Here is a 17,737-nt window from a genome sequence, read left to right on the forward strand (position 1 = left end):
GTCCATCCTGGGGGCAGTAAGCGGGAAATGGATTCGGAAAGGGCGGCGTTGGTGAAGGAAGAAACCGAGCGACAGCAGATGGGGACCGTAGAGGACGCGAAGGAGGCCGTGGCGGAATTGCGTGCGGCGCTGGAAAGGGCGGGAATCAGGCTGCCCTCGCTGGGGCTGGACCCCGTCACGTGGGCCGCCGAGCCCCCTCGGCCGCTCGTCGAACTGGGACGTTGCACGGTGGAGACGGCGCGCCGGCTGGCCGCCGCTCTGCCGGGGGAAGGTGGACGAGGATGAGCCTGCCGGTCGGGTCGTACGTCGTCGATGTCCGTAACGGGCGCGTGGGCCGCGTGATGGGGCACGTGGGGCCGTACGTACAGCTGAGACCCATCGGCGGGGGGCGGGAGTGGGACTGCCCGCCGGAGGGGCTGCGGCCGGCGACGGACGCGGAGCGGATCAGCGCGGCGACGGCGTACGTGAACGCGCGGAGCCGGGGCGAGGTGCCGTGATGTCACCCGTACCAGGTGATGTTGCATAGGTAGACACACGCGTGCCGGGGGACGGCGAGAAAACTGATGAATCCCCGTCCACTGAGGATGTCGAATTCTCGCAGGCCACCCTCGCGATCGATCGGGCGACCGACCCTGGTCGCCTCGTCCCCGAGCGCGGCGAGTTCCGTGGCGAGGCGCTCCACCTCCGCCACCACGCCGGGCGGCAGGCCGTCGGTGAGGTATTCCTGGCTCGGGTTGTAGTCCCAGGTCCAATCGGTCACAGCCCGGCCTCTGCGGCCGCCGCTTCGTGAATGCTGCGGATCTCTGAGATGGCTTCGGTGGGATCCTGATCGCCCGCGTCGACGATCCGCTCCAGTTCACGCAGGCGGGCGGCTCGCTCGGGATAGCGCTCGATGGCGACAAACACCGCCCACGAATGGACAAACGCACGCAGGGGTGCGAGGCTCCCCGCCTGCTGGGCGTTGGTGGTCGCCTCGAACAGGTGTCGGGTGAGCGCGGGGATCCGGCTGGGGGCGATACGGGCGACCGCCGCCCGCAGACCATCGGGAGTCAGTTCGGGCATGGGGATCAGCGGGCCGTAAGGGCCGTCGGGCTGGGCACTCACAGGGGCCTCCGGTACGGGTGTGTCCGAGGGTTCGTACGCTACCGGCCCATCGGCCTTCAGGAACGGCGGTGTGACGACCAGGGCCATGACGGAGTCGACGTCGACCCAAGCCTGTGCCTCCGCCGTTGGCGTGCCGAGGACCGCCAGCACCTCATCGGCCGCTGCCACGCCCTCCGCGATCTTCGCCGCTCGCACATCGAGACTCATGCGCACAGCGTTGCCGGCCCCACCCCTGTCGCAGGGGCAAGCCCTGCCACGTCACCGGCACGAGTGATCGGCCCCTGCCCCTGCGCCCCGGCCCCGCACCGCCTCCCCCGTACGGGACAATGGCCCCATGACCCTGTTCCGCGACGACGGCATCGTGCTGCGCACCCAGAAGCTGGGTGAGGCGGACCGCATCATCACGATCCTCACGCGCGGGCACGGGCGCGTGCGGGCCGTCGCGCGGGGCGTCAGGCGCACCAAGTCGAAGTTCGGAGCCCGGCTGGAGCCGTTCTCCCACATGGACGTGCAGTTCTTCGCGCGGGGCAGCGAGCTCATCGGCCGAGGGCTGCCGCTGTGTACGCAGAGCGAGACGATCGCCCCGTACGGGAGCGGGATCGTCACCGACTACGCGCGGTACACCGCCGGGACGGCCATGCTGGAGACCGCCGAGCGGTTCACGGACCACGAGGGCGAGCCGGCCGTGCAGCAGTACCTGCTGCTCATCGGGGCGCTTCGGACCCTGTCGCGGGGGGAGCACGCCCCGAACCTGATCCTGGACGCGTTCCTGCTCCGCTCCCTGGCCGTGAACGGCTACGCGCCGTCGTTCGAGGACTGCGCGCGGTGCGGGATCCACGGGCCGAACCGGTTCTTCTCCGTGGCGGCGGGCGGGGTCGTCTGCGGCGACTGCCGGGTGCCGGGGAGCGTCGTACCCTCTGCGGAGGCCGTCGGTCTGCTCAGCGCGCTGCTGACCGGCGACTGGGAGACGGCGGACGCGTGCGAGCCGCGCCACGTCAGGGAGGGGAGCGGACTGGTGTCCGCGTATCTGCACTGGCATCTGGAGCGAGGGCTGCGCTCCCTTCGGTACGTCGAGAAGTAGAAGCTGTAGAAGCTGAAGCAGATTGAGGAGAGTGTGAGCCGCATGGCACGACGCGGATTCCTGGGCCGGTCCCGCCGCGACTACAAGGACGTCGAGCCGCACCCGTCCGGCGCGCGACCGCCGAAGATCCCGGGCGAGCTGGTGCCGAACCATGTGGCGATCGTCATGGACGGCAACGGCCGCTGGGCGAAGGACCGGGGCCTGCCGCGTACCGAGGGGCACAAGGTCGGTGCCGAGCGCGTCCTGGACGTGTTGCAGGGCGGCATCGAGATGGGCGTCGGGGCCATCTCCCTGTACGCCTTCTCCACCGAGAACTGGAAGCGTTCGCCCGACGAGGTGCGCTTCCTGATGAACTTCAACCGCGACTTCATCCGCAAGACCCGCGACCAGCTCGACGAGCTCGGCATCCGGGTGCGCTGGGTGGGCCGGATGCCCAAGCTGTGGAAGTCGGTGGCCAAGGAGCTCCAGATCGCCCAGGAGCAGACCAAGGGCAACGACCGGCTGACGCTGTACTTCTGCATGAACTACGGCGGGCGTGCGGAGCTGGCGGACGCGATGCAGGCCATCGCCGAGGACGTGAGGGCGGGCAAGCTCGACCCGTCGAAGGTCAGCGAGAAGACGATCCAGAAGTACCTGTACTACCCGGACATGCCGGATGTGGACCTGTTCCTGCGGCCCAGCGGTGAGCAGCGCACGTCCAACTACCTGATCTGGCAGAGCGCGTACGCCGAGATGGTCTTCCAGGACGTGCTGTGGCCCGACTTCGACCGCCGTGACCTGTGGCGGGCGTGCCTGGAGTTCGCGCAGCGCGACCGGCGCTTCGGCGGGGCGATCCCGAACGAGGAACTGCTGGCCATGCAGGGCCGGCCGGAGGGCGATCATCCGGTTGTCTGACCCGGCCGCTACGATCACGGCTCGTCACCGATACCTGGGGAGGGGCCGTGGCCGAAGAGCAGTCCGCTACGACGTTGGACGCCGTGGAGCTGACGTATCAGCCCGTCGTTGCCGACGCGGTGGGGGCGATCCGCGCACGGTCGCGGGCCACCCCTTCGGGACGGTTGCAGAACGGGATCCTGCTGGCGAGCGGGCTCCTCGTCACCGGCTCCTTCGGTATGGGCTTCTTCGGCCCGAAGGGGCACACCCTCGGGTCGGTGGTGGTCTACGGCGTGTTCCTGGCCTTCATCATCGGGCTGTACGTGCTGGTGCCCAGGCTCATGGGACGGCAGGTGCACCGGATGTACGCCACGCAGCCCGAGTTCCGTGCCGTCGTGGGCGACGACGGCGTACGGCAGTTCTCGCGGGACCTGGACATGACCTACCGCTGGGGCGCGCTGCCCCGGTACACGGAGACTGGCGAGCTGTTCGTCCTGCTCACGGGCGACCGGCACGGCGTGGGCGTGGTCATCCTCCCCAAGCGGGGCATCGCCGATCCGGACGGCGTCGACCGGCTGCGGGCGATCCTGGACCGCAACATCACCCGTATGTGACGGCGCGCACGTGAAGGGGCCCGCACCGGACGAACGTCCGGTGCGGGCCCCTCCGCCGTCCTACTTGGCGGCGCACTCCGCGCACGTACCGAAGATCTCCACCGTGTGCGCCACGTTCACGAAGCCGTGCTCGCCCGCGATCGTCTCGGCCCACTGCTCCACCGCCGGGCCCTCGACCTCCACCGCCTTGCCGCACATGCGGCACACCAGGTGGTGGTGGTGCTCGCCCGTGGAGCAGCGGCGGTAGACCGCCTCGCCGTCGCTGGTGCGCAGCACGTCGACCTCGCCGGCGTCGGCGAGGGACTGCAGGGTGCGGTAGACCGTCGTCAGGCCCACCGAGTCGCCGCGGTGCTTGAGCATGTCGTGCAGCTCCTGCGCGCTGCGGAACTCGTCCACCTCGTTCAGCGCCGCCGACACGGCAGCTCGCTGCCGGGTCGACCGGCCGCGCACGCCGGGGGTTCCAGCCATCGCCACAGGTGCCTCCTCAACACTCGGCCCGCTCACACATACGTCGGGCCATTCTGCCAGGCCGCCGCAGCGGGCCCGTCAGAGCTTTCCGGCCGTGACGTCGTCCGCCGGGCCACGCGGGGTGACCGTGACGTCCACGTCGCAGCCGTCCACGGCCGCCGGCTCGGTGGCCCTGGCGCGGCGCCGGGCCAGGGGTGTGGCCAGGGCGGTCAGCAGTACGAACACCGCGATGGCCAGCAGGACAATCGTCGCGCCGGGCGGCACATCCTGGTAGTAGGAGGTCGCCGTCCCGGCCAGCGTCACGCCCGTACCGATCAGCACGGCCAGGGCGAACGTCATGCGGAAGCTCCGCGCCAGCTGCTGCGCCGCCGCGACGGGCACCACCATCAGGGCGCTGACCAGCAGCAGCCCGACGACCCGCATGGCGACCGTGACGGTCACGGCGGCGGTGACCGCGATCAGCAGGTTCAGCGCCCGTACGGGCAGGCCGGTGACCCCTGCGAACTCCTCGTCCTGGCTGACGGCGAACAGCTGCCGCCGCAGCCCGAGCGTGACGAGGATCACGAACGCGGCCAGGATGCAGATGGCGGTGACGTCCTCTTCCGACACCGTGGACAGGGAGCCGAAGAGGTACGAGTTGAGGTTGGCGTTCGAGCCGGTCGGCGACAGGTTGATCAGCATGACGCCGCCCGCCATACCGCCGTAGAAGAGCAGCGCGAGCGCGATGTCGCCGCGGGTGCGGCCGTACGCGCGGATCAGCTCCATGGTGATCGCGCCGGCGATGGAGACGACCGCGGCCATCCACACGGGGTTGGTGGACATCAGGAAGCCCAGGCCGACGCCGGTCATCGCGACGTGGCCGATGCCGTCGCCCATCAGGGCCTGCCGGCGCTGGACCAGGTAGATGCCGACGGCGGGTGCGGTGATGCCGACGAGGACGGCCGCGAGCAGCGCGCGCTGCATGAAGGCGAGCTGGAGGATTTCCATGTCAGGTCAGCAGTCCCGTGCGGAGCGGCTCGTCGGCCGCGTGCGGATGTACGTGGTCGTGGCCGGGCAGCGCGTGCTGGCCGACGGCCTCGGGCGGCGGCCCGTCGTGGACGACGCAGCCGTCGCGCAGCACGACCGCGCGGTCGATCAGCGGCTCCAGCGGGCCCAGCTCGTGCAGGACCAGCAGTACGGTCGCCCCGTCGGCGACCTTTGCGCGGAGGGTGGCGGCGAGGATCTCCTGGCTGGTCAGGTCGACGCCCGCCATCGGCTCGTCCATGATCAGCAGCTCGGGGTCGGCGGCGAGCGCCCGGGCGATCAGCACCCGCTGGTGCTGGCCGCCGGAGAGGGCGCTCACGGAGTCCTTGGCGCGGTCGGCGAGCCCGACGAGCTCGATGGCCCGCTCCACGGCCGCCTTGTCGGCCCTGGAGGGCCACCTCAGCCTCGTACGGGACAGGCGGCCGGAGGAGACGACCTCGCGGACCGTGGCGGGCACGCCGCTGGCGGCGGTGGTGCGCTGCGGTACGTAGCCGACGCGCGCCCAGTCGCGGAACCGCCTCAGCTCCGTACCGAACAGGGAGACGGTCCCGCCGCTGAGCGGGACCTGGCCGATCACGGACCGGACGGCGGTGGACTTGCCGGAGCCGTTGGCGCCGAGCAGCGCGACGACCTCACCGTGGTGCACGGTGAGGTCGATGCCACGCAGCACGGGGCGCGAGCCGAGCGAGGCGGTGGCCGAGCGGACGGATATGACCGGTTCGGACCTGGCCGATATGGCGGGCTCGGTGCTGCTCACGTCGCTGCCTCCGTTGCGTGAGGGTCGTTCACTTGGCGCCGAGGGCCTTCTTCAGCGCGGCGAGGTTGGACTCCATGACCTCGATGTAGTCAGCGCCCTTGGACTGCTTGGTGATTCCCTCCAGCGGGTCCAGGACGTCGGTCTTGAGGCCGGTGTCCTTGGCGAGGGTCCTGGCGGTCTTGTCGCTGGCGAGGGTCTCGAAGAAGACGGTGGTGACCTTGTCCTTCTTCGCGATGTCCTGGAGTTCCTTGATCCGGGCGGGGCTCGGCTCGGACTCGGGGTCCATGCCGGAGATGCCCTCCTGGTCCAGGCCGTACCGCTCGGCGAGGTAGCCGAAGGCGGAGTGGGTGGTGATGAAGGTCTTGGTGGTGGTGTTCTTCAGGCCCTGCTTGAACGCGGTGTCCAGGGCGCCGAGCTTCTTCACCAGCGCGTCGGTGTTCTTCTTGTACGCCGCGGCGTTGTCCGGGTCGGCCTTCTCCAGGGAGGCGCCGACGCCCTTGGCGACCTCGGCGTACTTCACCGGGTCGAGCCAGATGTGCGGGTCGGCTCCGGCTTCCGCTTCCTCGCCCTCGTGCTCCCCTTCGCCCTCGTGGCCGTGGTCGTGGCCCTCGGTCGCGGTGCCGTGCTCTTCGAGTGTGGTGAGGGTGGCGGCGTCGACGGTGTTCTTGACGCCCGCCTGCTTGATGGCGTCGTCGACGGCGGGCTGGATGCCCTTGAGGTAGAGGATGTAGTCCGCTTCGCCGAGCTCGCCGATCTGCTTCGGCTTGAGCTCCAGGTCGTGCGGCTCGACGCCCGGCTTGGTGAGGGTGGTGACGGAGACGTGCTCGCCGCCGATCTCCTGGGCCAGGAACTGCATGGGGTAGAACGACGCCACGACGTCCAGCTTGCCGTCCTCGTTCGCGGAGGCGGAGCCGGAGGAGTCGCCGCAGGCGGAGAGCGTGACCAGGCCGAGGGTCACGGCTCCGGCGAGGGCGGTGGTGGGTATGAGGCGTCGTACGTTCATGGGATTCATTTTCAACAATAGTGGAAACGATTGTCAACAAAACGGGTAAGTGGCCCCGGCCACCCACCGATTTGATCCCAGGGGTGCGCGCGCCGGTAACCTGAAGCATTCGCCGTTCGCCATCGTCGTTATGAAGAGAGCACAGTGGCCGCCGACAAGATCGACACGATCGTCAACCTGAGCAAGCGCCGTGGCTTCGTCTACCCGTGCAGCGAGATCTACGGCGGTCAGCGGGCCGCCTGGGACTACGGACCGCTGGGTGTCGAGCTCAAGGAGAACCTCAAGCGCCAGTGGTGGCGCTACATGGTCACCTCGCGCGAGGACGTCGTCGGTATCGACTCTTCGGTGATCCTGGCCCCCGAGGTCTGGGAGGCCTCCGGCCATGTCGCCACCTTCACCGACCCGCTCACCGAGTGCACCTCCTGCCACAAGCGCTACCGCGCGGACCACCTGGAGGAGGCGTACGAGGAGAAGCACGGCCGGGCCCCCGAGAACGGCCTGAAGGACCTGGGCTGCCCCAACTGCGGCAACAAGGGCACCTTCACCGAGCCCAAGCAGTTCTCGGGCCTGCTCTCCACGCACCTCGGCCCGACCCAGGACTCCGGTTCCGTCGCCTACCTGCGCCCCGAGACCGCCCAGGGCATCTTCACCAACTTCGCGCTGGTGCACACGTCCGCGCGCAAGAAGCCGCCGTTCGGCATCGCGCAGATGGGCAAGTCCTTCCGGAACGAGATCACTCCGGGCAACTTCATCTTCCGCACCCGCGAGTTCGAGCAGATGGAGATGGAGTTCTTCGTCAAGCCGGGCGAGGACGAGCAGTGGCAGGAATACTGGATGGAGCAGCGCTGGAACTGGTACCGCGACCTCGGTCTCCGTGAGGAGAACATGCGCTGGTACGAGCACCCCAAGGAGAAGCTCTCCCACTACTCCAAGCGCACCGCCGACATCGAGTACCGCTTCCAGTTCGGCGGCAGCGAGTGGGGCGAGCTCGAGGGCGTCGCCAACCGCACCGACTACGACCTGTCGGCCCACTCCAAGGCGTCGGGCACGGACCTGTCGTACTACGACCAGGAGGCCGGCGAGCGCTGGACGCCGTACGTCATCGAGCCCGCCGCCGGTGTCGGCCGCGCGATGCTGGCGTTCCTGCTCGACTCGTACAACGAGGACGAGGCGCCGAACGCCAAGGGCGTCATGGAGAAGCGCACCGTGATGCGCCTCGACCCGCGCCTCGCGCCGGTCAAGGTCGCGGTGCTGCCGCTGTCCCGCAACCCGCAGCTGTCGCCGAAGGCCAAGGGCCTCGCGGCCGACCTGCGCAAGAACTGGAACATCGAGTTCGACGACGCGGGCGCCATCGGCCGCCGCTACCGCCGCCAGGACGAGATCGGTACGCCGTTCTGCGTCACGGTCGACTTCGACACCCTCGACGACAACGCGGTGACCGTGCGCGAGCGCGACACCATGAAGCAGGAGCGCGTCTCCCTGGACCAGATCCAGGGCTACCTGGGCAGCCGCCTGCTGGGCTGCTGATCTCGGCATCACGAAGCCCCCGGTCCCGTACGGATGTACGGGACCGGGGGCTTCGCGTGTACCTTCTCGCGTACCGGGGGCGGTCGAAAAGCGGCTGCCGGGGCCTTCGGCGCGGGGTACCGTCACCGCATGCCGTTCCTTCCGATCTACGAGTGAGAGTGCGGCGGGCCCGACCACCCGCCCCCCACGCGACGCATGCCGAATCACTTCTCACCACGATGGAGAACCCGTGGCCAAGAGCCGTAACAACCTTCTCGGCGTAGGCGGACAGCGCAAGAAGATGTCCCGCGCCGACCAGCAGGGCTCCGCCCCGGCCCGCGCCGCCGACCGCAGGGCGGCCGAGGACCAGAAGCAGGAGCTGCTCCGCAAGATGCGCGAGCGCGCCCAGGCGGACCAGACGGACGACCAGGCGGCCCCGTCCGGCCAGGCGGCCTCGGAGGAGGCCGGCCGGGCGAGCTGACCCCCGCACCGAGAGGCCGGCCCGGTGCTGTCGCGGTGGCGACGGCGCCGGGCCGGCCTTTTCGCGGGCCCGCGCGGGTGCTCAGCCGACCGTCCTCGGCAGGCGCAGGCTCAGCAGCACCGTCAGGGCGACGGCGCCCAGCTGGACCAGCAGCGTGACCGAGAGCGCGGCGCGCATGCCGGACGAGGCGGCGAGGGACAGGAACAGCGAGCCCAGGGTGGCCACGCCCAGCGCGAGGGCGGACTGCTGGGTCGTGACCATCACGCCGCTGCCCACCCCGGCGCGTTCCGCCGGCACGTCGGACAGGACGATCCGGAACAGCACCGGGAGCTGAAGGCCCTGGCCCAGGCCGGCCAGCGCCATCCCCGGGAGCAGCTCCAGGGCGCCGAGCTCCGGCCAGCCGGCCCGCACGGTGGCGACGAGGACGAGCAGGCCGGCGCCCTGGATCAGGCCGCCGGCCGTCACGATCCGGCTCCCGTACCGCCGCACCAGGCGCGGCCCGGCCAGTGACGCGCCGAAGAAGGCCACCGCCATGGGCACCAGGGCCATGCCGGACACCACCGCGCCCATGCCGAGCCCCTGCTGCAGCGCCACCGCGATCACGAACATGAAGCCGCCGAAGCCGATGGAGAGCGGCAGCACCAGGGCCAGCCCGCGCCGCAGTGACACCAGCCCCAGCAGGCTCGGCGGGACCAGCGGCGTACGCCCCTGCCGGTCAGCGCGCCGCTCCACCCACCAGAACGCCCGGGCCACGAACGGGAAGACGGCCAGGGAGAGCCACGTCCACAGCGGCCAGCCCGCCGCACGGCCCTCCGTCAGCGGAGCGAGCAGGGTGAGCAGCGCGATCGCCAGCAGCAGGGTGCCCGGTACGTCGACCGGAGCGGGCCGCTCCGCGCGGGTGTCCGGCACCGTGCGGGAGGCCAGGGCGAGACCGAGCAGCGCCACCGGGACGTTCACCAGGAAGATGGCCCGCCAGCCGGTACCGGCGATGTCCGCCGCGACCAGGACGCCGCCCAGGATCTGGCCGGCCACCATCGACAGCCCGGCCGTCGCCCCGTACAGGCTGAGCGCCTTGGCGCGGCGCGGGCCCGACGTCGTGGCCTGGATGGTCGCCAGCACCTGCGGGAGCATCAGCGCCGATGCGGCACCCTGCGCCACCCGCGCCCCGACGAGGGTCCAGGCGTCCGGCGCCAGGCCGCACGCCAGGGAGGTGAGCCCGAAGGCGGCCATGCCCACCAGGAACAGCCGCCTCCGGCCGAACAGGTCGCCGAGCCGGCCGCCCAGGACCAGCAGCACGGCGTACGCGAGGCCGTATCCGGCCACCACCAGCTCCAGCATGGCCGGGCCGGCGGCGAGGTCGTGGTCGATGGTCGGCAGCGCGACGTTGACGATGAAGAAGTCGATGAGCGGCAGCGCGGAGCCGAGCAGCACGGTGAACAGGCCGAGCGAACCGAGCGGAGCGGGGTGGCGCGTGTGGCCGGTCGCCGGAAGGGCGCGGGGAGGTGTGGTCGATGTACTCACGCCCTCGACCCTCCGGCGTTTCTCAGCCTGGTACCAGAGTGTCTTTATCCTGGTACAAGCACTACCTGGCAACACCCTGGGGCGTACGCCACGATGAAGGCATGACCACGATGGCCGAGGAAACCGACGTACGCAGGCACGAACTCGCCGGATTCCTGCGCAGCCGCCGTGAACGCATCACCCCCGAACAGGTCGGCCTCCCGCGAGGCCGCCGCCGGCGCACCCCCGGGCTGCGCCGCGAAGAGGTCGCCCAGCTCTCCGCCGTCGGCGTCACCTGGTACACCTGGCTCGAACAGGCCCGGGACATCCAGGTCTCGCCGCAGGTCCTCGACGCGCTCGCCCGCGCGCTGCTCCTCGACGCCGGGGAGCGCGCCCACCTCTTCGCGCTGGCCGGCGCGGCCGATCCGGCGCCCGGCACGCCCTGCCCGACCGTCACCCCCGGCCTGCGCCAGCTGCTCGACCAGCTCGAACCCGTACCGGCCTGCATCCAGAACAGCCGGTACGACATCCTCGCCCACAACCGCACCTACGGGCGGCTCCTGTGCGACCTCGACGCCGTCCCGCCCGCCGACCGCAACTCCCTGTGGCTCACCTTCACCAACGACGACTGGCGCGCGGCCGTGGCCGACCTGCCGGAGGTGAACCGGGCGATGGCAGCCAAGTTCCGGGCGGCCATGGCCGAGCACCTGGCCGAGCCCGCGTGGAAGGCGCTGCTGGCGCGGCTGGAGGCGGCCTCGCCGGAGTTCCGGGAGATCTGGGCGCGCCACGAGGTGCTGACCCAGGGCGGCCGTACGAAGGTCATCCGCAACGCACTCGTCGGGCCGCTGCACCTGGAGCACACCAACCTGTGGCTGGGCCCGGCGGCGGGCCCCCGCCTGGTGACGTACGTACCGCTGGACGACGCGTCGCGCGCCGGGCTGGAGAAGCTTCAGGAGCTGGCGCTCACCGGCTGAGGCTCCTCAAGGCGCCGCGCGGTCCGCTCGGCCGTCCCCCGGGCCCAGCCGCCGCTGGTCGCCGCGCCCACCAGCAGGACGCTCAGGCCGCATCCGGCGATGACCCACCAGGCGGGTCGGCTCGCGGCGACGAAGCCGTCCGTGTGCGAGGCGGGCGAGACGCCGGCGGCCAGGACGGCGCCGATGACCGCGACGCCCAGCGTCTGGCCGATCTGCCGGCTGGTGGAGACGACGGCGGCGGCGACGCCCGCCTGGGCGCGGGGCATGCCGGAGACGGCCGTGTCGGTGATGGGGGCGTTCACCATGCCGAAGCCGAGGCCGAAGAGCACGTACCCGGTGAACAGCAGCGGCGTGGACGTCTCCGCCTCGAAGGCCGCGAACAGCACGCCGCTCGCGGTCATCGTCACGCCCGCGATCAGCAGCGGCAGGCGCGGGCCCCGGCTGCCGACCAGCCGCCCCGACAAGGGCGCGCAGACGAAGGTGAGCGCCGCCATCGGCAGCATGTACAGCCCGGCGTGCAGGGCGGACAGCCCGCGCACGTCCTGCAGGTACAGGGTGTTGACGAAGAGGAACCCGCCCAGGGCCGCGAACGCGGACACCGCGATGACCGTGGCCCCGCTGAACGGGGCGCTGCGGAAGAAGCGCAGGTCGATCAGCGGCTCGGCGCGCCTCGGCTCGTACAGCAGTAGGGCGAGGAGGGCGAGGGCGGCGGCGATGGCGCAGACCAGGTCGGTCTCGATGATCGCGTACGTCAGTGAGCCGAGGAGCACGACGACCAGGAGCTGGCCGACCGGGTCCACGCGGCGCGGCCTGGGGGCGCGGGACTCGGGGACGTACCGGAAGGTGAGGAGCAGGGCGGCGAGGCCGACCGGCAGGTTGATCCAGAAGATGGAGCGCCAGCCGACGGAGTCGGTGAGCACCCCGCCGACCAGCGGGCCCGCCGCCATGGAGATGCCCACGACGCCACCCCATACGCCGATGGCACGGGCACGCGCGCGTGGCTCGGTGAAGGTGTTGGTGATGATCGACATGGCGACCGGGTTGAGCATGGAGCCGCCCACGGCCTGGACCATGCGGAAGGCGATCAGCATCTCCAGGTTCGGTGCGAGGGAGCACAGCAAGGAGCCGGCCGTGAAGAGGACGAGGCCGGCCATGAAGACCTTGCGGCGGCCGATCCGGTCGGCGGTGGAGCCGGCGAGCATCAGCAGGGACGCGAGGACGAGGGTGTAGGCGTCGATGGTCCACTGCATACCGGCGACGTCCGCGTGCAGCTCGCGGCGCATGGAGGGGAGGGCGACGTTCAGGACGGTGTTGTCGAGGCTGACGATCAGCAGGCTCATGCAGCAGATCGCCAGGACCAGCAGCCGTCGGCGGCGGGTGAGCTCAGGCATATATCCAAAGTACGCCTAACTAACGATCCGGTCGGCGGGTGGGTGACAATGGGGGGCATGACCGCGTTCACTCCTCTCGCCATCGGGCCGCACACCGTGCAGCCGCCGGTGGTGCTCGCGCCGATGGCCGGCATCACCAACGCCCCCTTCCGCACCCTCTGCCGTGAGTTCAGCGGCGGCAAGGGCCTGTTCGTGAGCGAGATGATCACGACGCGGGCGCTGGTCGAGCGCAATGAGAAGACCATGCAGCTGATCCACTTCGACGAGACGGAGACGCCTCGCTCGATCCAGCTGTACGGGGTCGACCCGGTCACCGTCGGCAAGGCGGTCCGGATGATCGTCGACGAGGACCTGGCGGACCACATCGACCTGAACTTCGGCTGCCCGGTGCCCAAGGTGACGCGTAAGGGCGGGGGATCCGCCCTGCCCTACAAGCGGCCCCTGCTGCGGGCGATCCTGAACGAGGCGGTCTCGAACGCCGGGGACCTGCCGGTCACGATGAAGATGCGCAAGGGCATCGACGACGACCACATCACCTTCCTGGACGCGGGGCGCATCGCCGTCCAGGAGGGCGTGACGGCGATCGCCCTGCACGGGCGCACGGCGGCCCAGCACTACGGCGGTACGGCCGACTGGGACGCGATCGCCCGGCTCAAGGAGCACGTCCCGGAGATCCCGGTGCTCGGCAACGGCGACATCTGGTGCGCCGACGACGCCCTGCGGATGATGCGCGAGACCGGCTGCGACGGGGTAGTGGTCGGACGTGGGTGCCTGGGGCGGCCGTGGCTCTTCGGCGACCTGGTGGGCGCCTTCGAGGGTACGGGGGTGGCCGCGACGCCCACGCTGCGCGAGGTCGCGGACGTGATGGTGCGGCACGCGCGGCTGCTGGGGGAGTGGATCGGCGACGAGACGCGGGGCGTCATCGACTTCCGTAAGCACGTGGCTTGGTACCTGAAGGGGTTCGCGGTCGGGTCCGAGATGCGCAAGCGGCTGGCGGTCACGTCGTCGCTGGAGGAGCTGCGCGCTCAGCTGAGCGCGCTGGACCTGGACCAGGCGTGGCCGGTGGGCGCGGACGGGCCGCGTGGGCGAACGTCCGGAAACAACCGGGTGGTGCTGCCGGACGGGTGGCTGAAGGACCCGTACGACTGCGCGGCGATCGTCGGTGCGGAGGCGGAGCTCGACACGTCCGGGGGGTGAGCCCCGGCCCCGCGCGGGCGGGGGCCGTGGCTCACCCTCGGGGGCGGTGCCCCGCGTCGGCCCCTGTGCGGCTGGGGCCCGTGCGCGCGGAGCCCCGCCCGCGCGGGCCGGTGGTGGGTGCGCCCGGCCTTCGGCCGGGCTGGGGTTCTCACCCGCACCACCCGTGCGGGTGGGGACGTCGGGTGCGGGATTCCCCGCGGGGTGGTCTCGCCGTCGCCGGCTGGCGGCTGTCGGTCGTCACCGGCGCGTCAAGGCGTTCCGGATAGTGGAATGCGGCGCTTCTCAGGGGCGTGATTCTCGCCACCCCTGATAGGGGTGTCGCTCAGATGAGCGACAATAGGGTGGCTGCACTTCTCAAAGGATGGCACTGAGTGCCACGCTTCTTGTGTTCAAGAGTTGAACTCACATGGCTTACTGTCCGCTCATACGAGCGGCTACCCTCAGCTTTGAGTCAAACCTCGTTCGGAGGCTGAAGGCTCCGGAGCGCGAAACCTACCGCTGAGTCACTTTCGATCTGCTGGCGGACGGGTGGTTAAGGCCGTATGACGGGTAGGCGTACGTACCCAGAAGCCTTCGATCTGGGTATGTTCCTCGCCGTCAGGGCAGCCACCGAGTCCTCGAGGAGTCGAGACCCGTGTCGGAAAACAAAGATCAGAAGTTCGTGTACGACTTCACCGAGGGCAACAAGGACCTCAAGGACCTGCTCGGCGGTAAAGGTGCGAACCTCGCCGAGATGACCAACCTTGGTCTCCCCGTGCCTCCCGGCTTCACCATCACCACCGAGGCCTGCAAGGTCTACCTCGACAGCGGCGACGAGCCCGTCGAGCTGCGGGACGAGGTGAGCGCGCACCTCGACGCGCTCGAGCAGAAGATGGGCAAGAAGCTCGGCCAGGCCGACAACCCGCTCCTGGTCTCCGTCCGTTCCGGCGCCAAGTTCTCCATGCCCGGAATGATGGACACCGTCCTCAACATCGGACTCTCCGACAAGTCCGTCGAGGGCCTGGCCGACCAGGCCGGGGACGAGCGGTTCGCCTGGGACTCGTACCGGCGCCTGATCCAGATGTTCGGCAAGACCGTCCTCGGCGTGGACGGCGAGCTCTTCGAGGAGGCCCTCGAGGAGGCCAAGGCCGCCAAGAAGGTCACCGTCGACACCGACCTCGACGCGGCCGACCTGAAGAAGCTGGTCAAGCAGTTCAAGAAGATCGTCAAGGCCGAGGCCGGCCGCGACTTCCCGCAGGACCCGCGCGAGCAGATGGACCTGGCCATCAAGGCCGTCTTCGACTCCTGGAACGGCGAGCGCGCCAAGCTGTACCGCCGCCAGGAGCGCATCCCGCACGACCTGGGCACGGCCGTCAACGTCTGCTCCATGGTCTTCGGCAACCTCGGCCCCGACTCCGGCACCGGTGTCGCCTTCACCCGCGACCCTGCCTCCGGCCACCAGGGCGTGTACGGCGACTACCTGCAGAACGCGCAGGGCGAGGACGTCGTCGCCGGTATCCGCAACACCGTGCCGCTGGCCGACCTCGAGTCGATCGACAAGAAGTCGTACGACCAGCTGATGCAGATCATGGAGACGCTGGAGAACCACTACAAGGATCTCTGCGACATCGAGTTCACCATCGAGCGCGGCCAGCTGTGGATGCTCCAGACCCGCGTCGGCAAGCGCACCGCCGGTGCCGCCTTCCGGATCGCGACGCAGCTCGTCGACCAGGGCCTGATCGACGAGGCCGAGGCGCTCCAGCGCGTCAACGGCGCCCAGCTCGCCCAGCTGATGTTCCCGCGCTTCGACGAGAAGGCGTCGGTCGAGCAGGTCGGGCGCGGTATCGCCGCCTCTCCGGGCGCGGCGGTCGGCAAGGCCGTCTTCGACTCGTACACCGCCGTCAAGTGGTCCCGGTCCGGCGAGAAGGTCATCCTGATCCGCCGCGAGACCAACCCGGACGACCTGGACGGCATGATCGCCGCCGAGGGCATCCTGACCTCGCGCGGCGGCAAGACCTCCCACGCGGCCGTCGTGGCGCGCGGCATGGGCAAGACCTGTGTCTGCGGTGCGGAGGAGCTGGAGGTCGACACCAAGCGCCGCCGGATGACCGTGCCGGGCGGCCACGTCGTCGAGGAGGGCGACGTCGTCTCCATCGACGGCTCCACCGGCAAGGTGTACCTCGGTGAGGTCCCCGTCGTGCCGTCGCCGGTCGTCGAGTACTTCGAGGGCCGGATGCACGCGGGCGCCGACGACGCCGACGAGCTCGTCGCCGCCGTGCACCGGATCATGGCGTACGCGGACCGAGTACGCCGGCTGCGTGTACGGGCCAACGCCGACAACGCCGAGGACGCCTCGCGGGCGCGGCGCTTCGGCGCCCAGGGCATCGGCCTGTGCCGCACCGAGCACATGTTCCTCGGCGACCGCCGCCAGTACGTCGAGCGGCTCATCCTCGCCGACACGGACGCGGAGCGCGACGAGGCCCTGAAGGCTCTGCTGCCGCTCCAGAAGGACGACTTCGTCGAGCTGTTCGAGGCGATGGACGGCCTGCCGGTGACGGTGCGTCTGCTGGACCCGCCGCTGCACGAGTTCCTGCCCGACATCACCGAGCTGTCGGTACGCGTCGCCCTCGCCGAGGCCCGCAAGGAGCCCCACGAGAACGAGCTGCGCCTCCTCCAGGCCGTGCACCGGCTGCACGAGCAGAACCCGATGCTGGGTCTGCGCGGCGTACGCCTCGGCCTGGTCATCCCCGGCCTGTTCACCATGCAGGTGCGGGCCATCGCCGAGGCCGCCGCCCAGCGCATCGAGGCCAAGGGCGACCCGCGCGCCGAGATCATGATCCCGCTGGTGGGCACCGTCCAGGAGCTGGAGCTGGTCCGCGACGAGGCCGAGCAGGTCATCGCCGAGGTGCAGGCGCAGACCGGCGTCGAGCTGAAGCTGGCGCTCGGCACGATGATCGAACTGCCGCGCGCCGCCGTGACCGCCGGTCAGATCGCCGAGTGCGCCGAGTTCTTCTCCTTCGGTACGAACGACCTCACCCAGACGGTGTGGGGCTTCTCGCGGGACGACGTGGAGGCCAGCTTCTTCACCGCGTACCTGGAGAAGGGCATCTTCGGCGTCAGCCCGTTCGAGACGATCGACAAGGACGGCGTGGGCGCGCTGGTGCGCAGCGCCGTCGAGGCCGGCCGGGCCACCCGCCCGGACATCAAGCTCGGCGTGTGCGGCGAGCACGGCGGTGACCCGGAGTCGGTGCACTTCTTCCACGAGGTGGGCCTGGACTACGTCTCCTGCTCGCCGTTCCGGATCCCGGTGGCGCGCCTGGAGGCGGGCCGCGCGGCGGCGCAGTCGAGCGGCAGCGACAGCCGCTGAGCCGGAGGTAGGCCCCGGAGCCGTCGTTGGTCCCCGACCCTCACCGATCGGCGGCGGCTCCGGTACGCAAGAGAGACGGGGCGGACACCTGTGCGGAGGTGTCCGCCCCGTCGTCATGCTTCCGTGCGTCAGGTCTCCGTGCGTCATGGCTCCGTGCGTCAGCGGGCCGCCGCGGGGAGAAATGTAGGTTCCTGTTGCCTTGCGGCCGGTTGAATTCTTGGCTGTTGAACCCCGGACCTTTATCTTCCGTATACGTCCGGCCAAAGCGCGTCGATTCATGCCGCAAAGAACGGGCGGAGCGCGGCCACCGGATCCCCACCCGCCGACCGCGCCCCATTACCCCTGCCGGGCGGGAGAGCCGCAACCTTTCAGGTCCGCCGCCGGACGTGCGAAGCCCCCCACGGTCTTCACCACGTCAC

Annotated in this window: 18 protein-coding genes; 10 read left to right on the forward strand and 8 right to left on the reverse strand. The window is 70.3% G+C overall.

The genetic code is table 11. From position 1 onward, the window contains the following. Positions 1-78 precede the first annotated feature (78 nt). Entirely contained in the window at positions 79-285 is a 207-nt protein-coding gene (locus BKD26_RS41005; protein WP_073752956.1) for a hypothetical protein, read from the forward strand. After that, the gene (locus tag BKD26_RS02290) at positions 282-497 is read left to right on the forward strand and encodes a hypothetical protein (RefSeq protein WP_073751435.1); all 216 of its coding nucleotides are present in this window, start codon (positions 282-284) and stop codon (positions 495-497) included. Before BKD26_RS41005 ends, BKD26_RS02290 begins: the two co-directional genes overlap by 4 nt. Positions 498-499: 2 nt before the next feature. On the opposite strand, the gene BKD26_RS02295 is transcribed toward BKD26_RS02290, so the two are convergent. Both BKD26_RS02295 and BKD26_RS02300 read right to left on the reverse strand, forming a co-directional pair. Next, positions 500-760, reverse strand: coding sequence for a hypothetical protein (locus BKD26_RS02295; RefSeq protein ID WP_084895115.1), 261 nt, complete (start codon positions 758-760; stop codon positions 500-502). Next, positions 757-1,104, reverse strand: coding sequence for a hypothetical protein (locus BKD26_RS02300; protein ID WP_084895349.1), 348 nt, complete (start codon positions 1,102-1,104; stop codon positions 757-759). Before BKD26_RS02300 ends, BKD26_RS02295 begins: the two co-directional genes overlap by 4 nt. A gap of 334 nt (positions 1,105-1,438) precedes the next feature. Between BKD26_RS02300 and recO the strand changes: the two genes are divergently transcribed. The 3 genes from recO to BKD26_RS02315 are packed head-to-tail and all read left to right on the forward strand — an operon-like array spanning position 1,439 to position 3,672. Continuing rightward, positions 1,439-2,185, forward strand: a complete 747-nt coding sequence (gene recO / locus BKD26_RS02305) for a DNA repair protein RecO (RefSeq protein ID WP_084895117.1) — start codon at positions 1,439-1,441, stop codon at positions 2,183-2,185. 42 nt (positions 2,186-2,227) lie between these two features. After that, positions 2,228-3,079 (forward strand): isoprenyl transferase, encoded by an 852-nt coding sequence (locus BKD26_RS02310; protein ID WP_084895119.1) that lies wholly within the window; start codon positions 2,228-2,230, stop codon positions 3,077-3,079. 47 nt (positions 3,080-3,126) lie between these two features. Further along, the gene (locus tag BKD26_RS02315; RefSeq protein WP_084895121.1) at positions 3,127-3,672 is read left to right on the forward strand and encodes a YcxB family protein; all 546 of its coding nucleotides are present in this window, start codon (positions 3,127-3,129) and stop codon (positions 3,670-3,672) included. Positions 3,673-3,732: 60 nt separating this feature from the next. Here the strand turns inward: BKD26_RS02315 and BKD26_RS02320 are convergent, their stop codons facing one another. From BKD26_RS02320 to BKD26_RS02335, 4 genes are all read right to left on the reverse strand, one after another. Continuing rightward, a complete protein-coding gene (locus BKD26_RS02320) occupies positions 3,733-4,140 on the reverse strand; it encodes a Fur family transcriptional regulator (RefSeq protein WP_179166373.1) in 408 nt (135 codons plus the stop codon). A gap of 78 nt (positions 4,141-4,218) precedes the next feature. After that, entirely contained in the window at positions 4,219-5,127 is a 909-nt protein-coding gene (locus BKD26_RS02325; protein WP_084895124.1) for a metal ABC transporter permease, read from the reverse strand. Between the two features lies 1 nt (position 5,128). After that, entirely contained in the window at positions 5,129-5,920 is a 792-nt protein-coding gene (locus tag BKD26_RS02330; protein ID WP_084895126.1) for a metal ABC transporter ATP-binding protein, read from the reverse strand. Between the two features lie 28 nt (positions 5,921-5,948). Beyond that, on the reverse strand, positions 5,949-6,923 hold the full coding sequence (locus tag BKD26_RS02335; RefSeq protein ID WP_084895128.1) for a metal ABC transporter substrate-binding protein: 975 nt from the start codon (positions 6,921-6,923) through the stop codon (positions 5,949-5,951). 144 nt (positions 6,924-7,067) lie between these two features. On the opposite strand from BKD26_RS02335, the gene BKD26_RS02340 reads away from it, so the two are divergent. Together BKD26_RS02340 and BKD26_RS02345 are read left to right on the forward strand one after the other, a co-directional pair. Further along, positions 7,068-8,450: a glycine--tRNA ligase gene (locus BKD26_RS02340; RefSeq protein ID WP_084895130.1), complete on the forward strand. Its 1,383-nt coding sequence runs from the start codon at positions 7,068-7,070 to the stop codon at positions 8,448-8,450. A 229-nt stretch (positions 8,451-8,679) separates the two neighbouring features. Next, positions 8,680-8,910 (forward strand): DUF6243 family protein, encoded by a 231-nt coding sequence (locus tag BKD26_RS02345; RefSeq protein WP_084895132.1) that lies wholly within the window; start codon positions 8,680-8,682, stop codon positions 8,908-8,910. Between the two features lie 81 nt (positions 8,911-8,991). On the opposite strand, the gene BKD26_RS02350 is transcribed toward BKD26_RS02345, so the two are convergent. Further along, on the reverse strand, positions 8,992-10,431 hold the full coding sequence (locus BKD26_RS02350; protein WP_084895134.1) for an MFS transporter: 1,440 nt from the start codon (positions 10,429-10,431) through the stop codon (positions 8,992-8,994). Positions 10,432-10,532: 101 nt separating this feature from the next. On the opposite strand from BKD26_RS02350, the gene BKD26_RS02355 reads away from it, so the two are divergent. Then, entirely contained in the window at positions 10,533-11,384 is an 852-nt protein-coding gene (locus tag BKD26_RS02355; protein WP_084895136.1) for a helix-turn-helix domain-containing protein, read from the forward strand. On the opposite strand, the gene BKD26_RS02360 is transcribed toward BKD26_RS02355, so the two are convergent. Then, entirely contained in the window at positions 11,360-12,775 is a 1,416-nt protein-coding gene (locus BKD26_RS02360) for an MFS transporter (protein ID WP_084895138.1), read from the reverse strand. The genes BKD26_RS02355 and BKD26_RS02360 overlap by 25 nt on opposite strands. 57 nt (positions 12,776-12,832) lie before the next feature. Between BKD26_RS02360 and dusB the strand changes: the two genes are divergently transcribed. Beyond that, on the forward strand, positions 12,833-13,972 hold the full coding sequence (gene dusB / locus BKD26_RS02365) for a tRNA dihydrouridine synthase DusB (RefSeq protein ID WP_084895140.1): 1,140 nt from the start codon (positions 12,833-12,835) through the stop codon (positions 13,970-13,972). A 634-nt stretch (positions 13,973-14,606) separates the two neighbouring features. After that, on the forward strand, positions 14,607-17,318 hold the full coding sequence (gene ppdK, locus BKD26_RS02370; protein ID WP_084895142.1) for a pyruvate, phosphate dikinase: 2,712 nt from the start codon (positions 14,607-14,609) through the stop codon (positions 17,316-17,318). Positions 17,319-17,737 lie beyond the last annotated feature (419 nt).

Origin of the sequence: Streptomyces sp. CB03238 (assembly GCF_002099185.1) — a bacterium.
Taxonomy (GTDB): domain Bacteria; phylum Actinomycetota; class Actinomycetes; order Streptomycetales; family Streptomycetaceae; genus Streptomyces.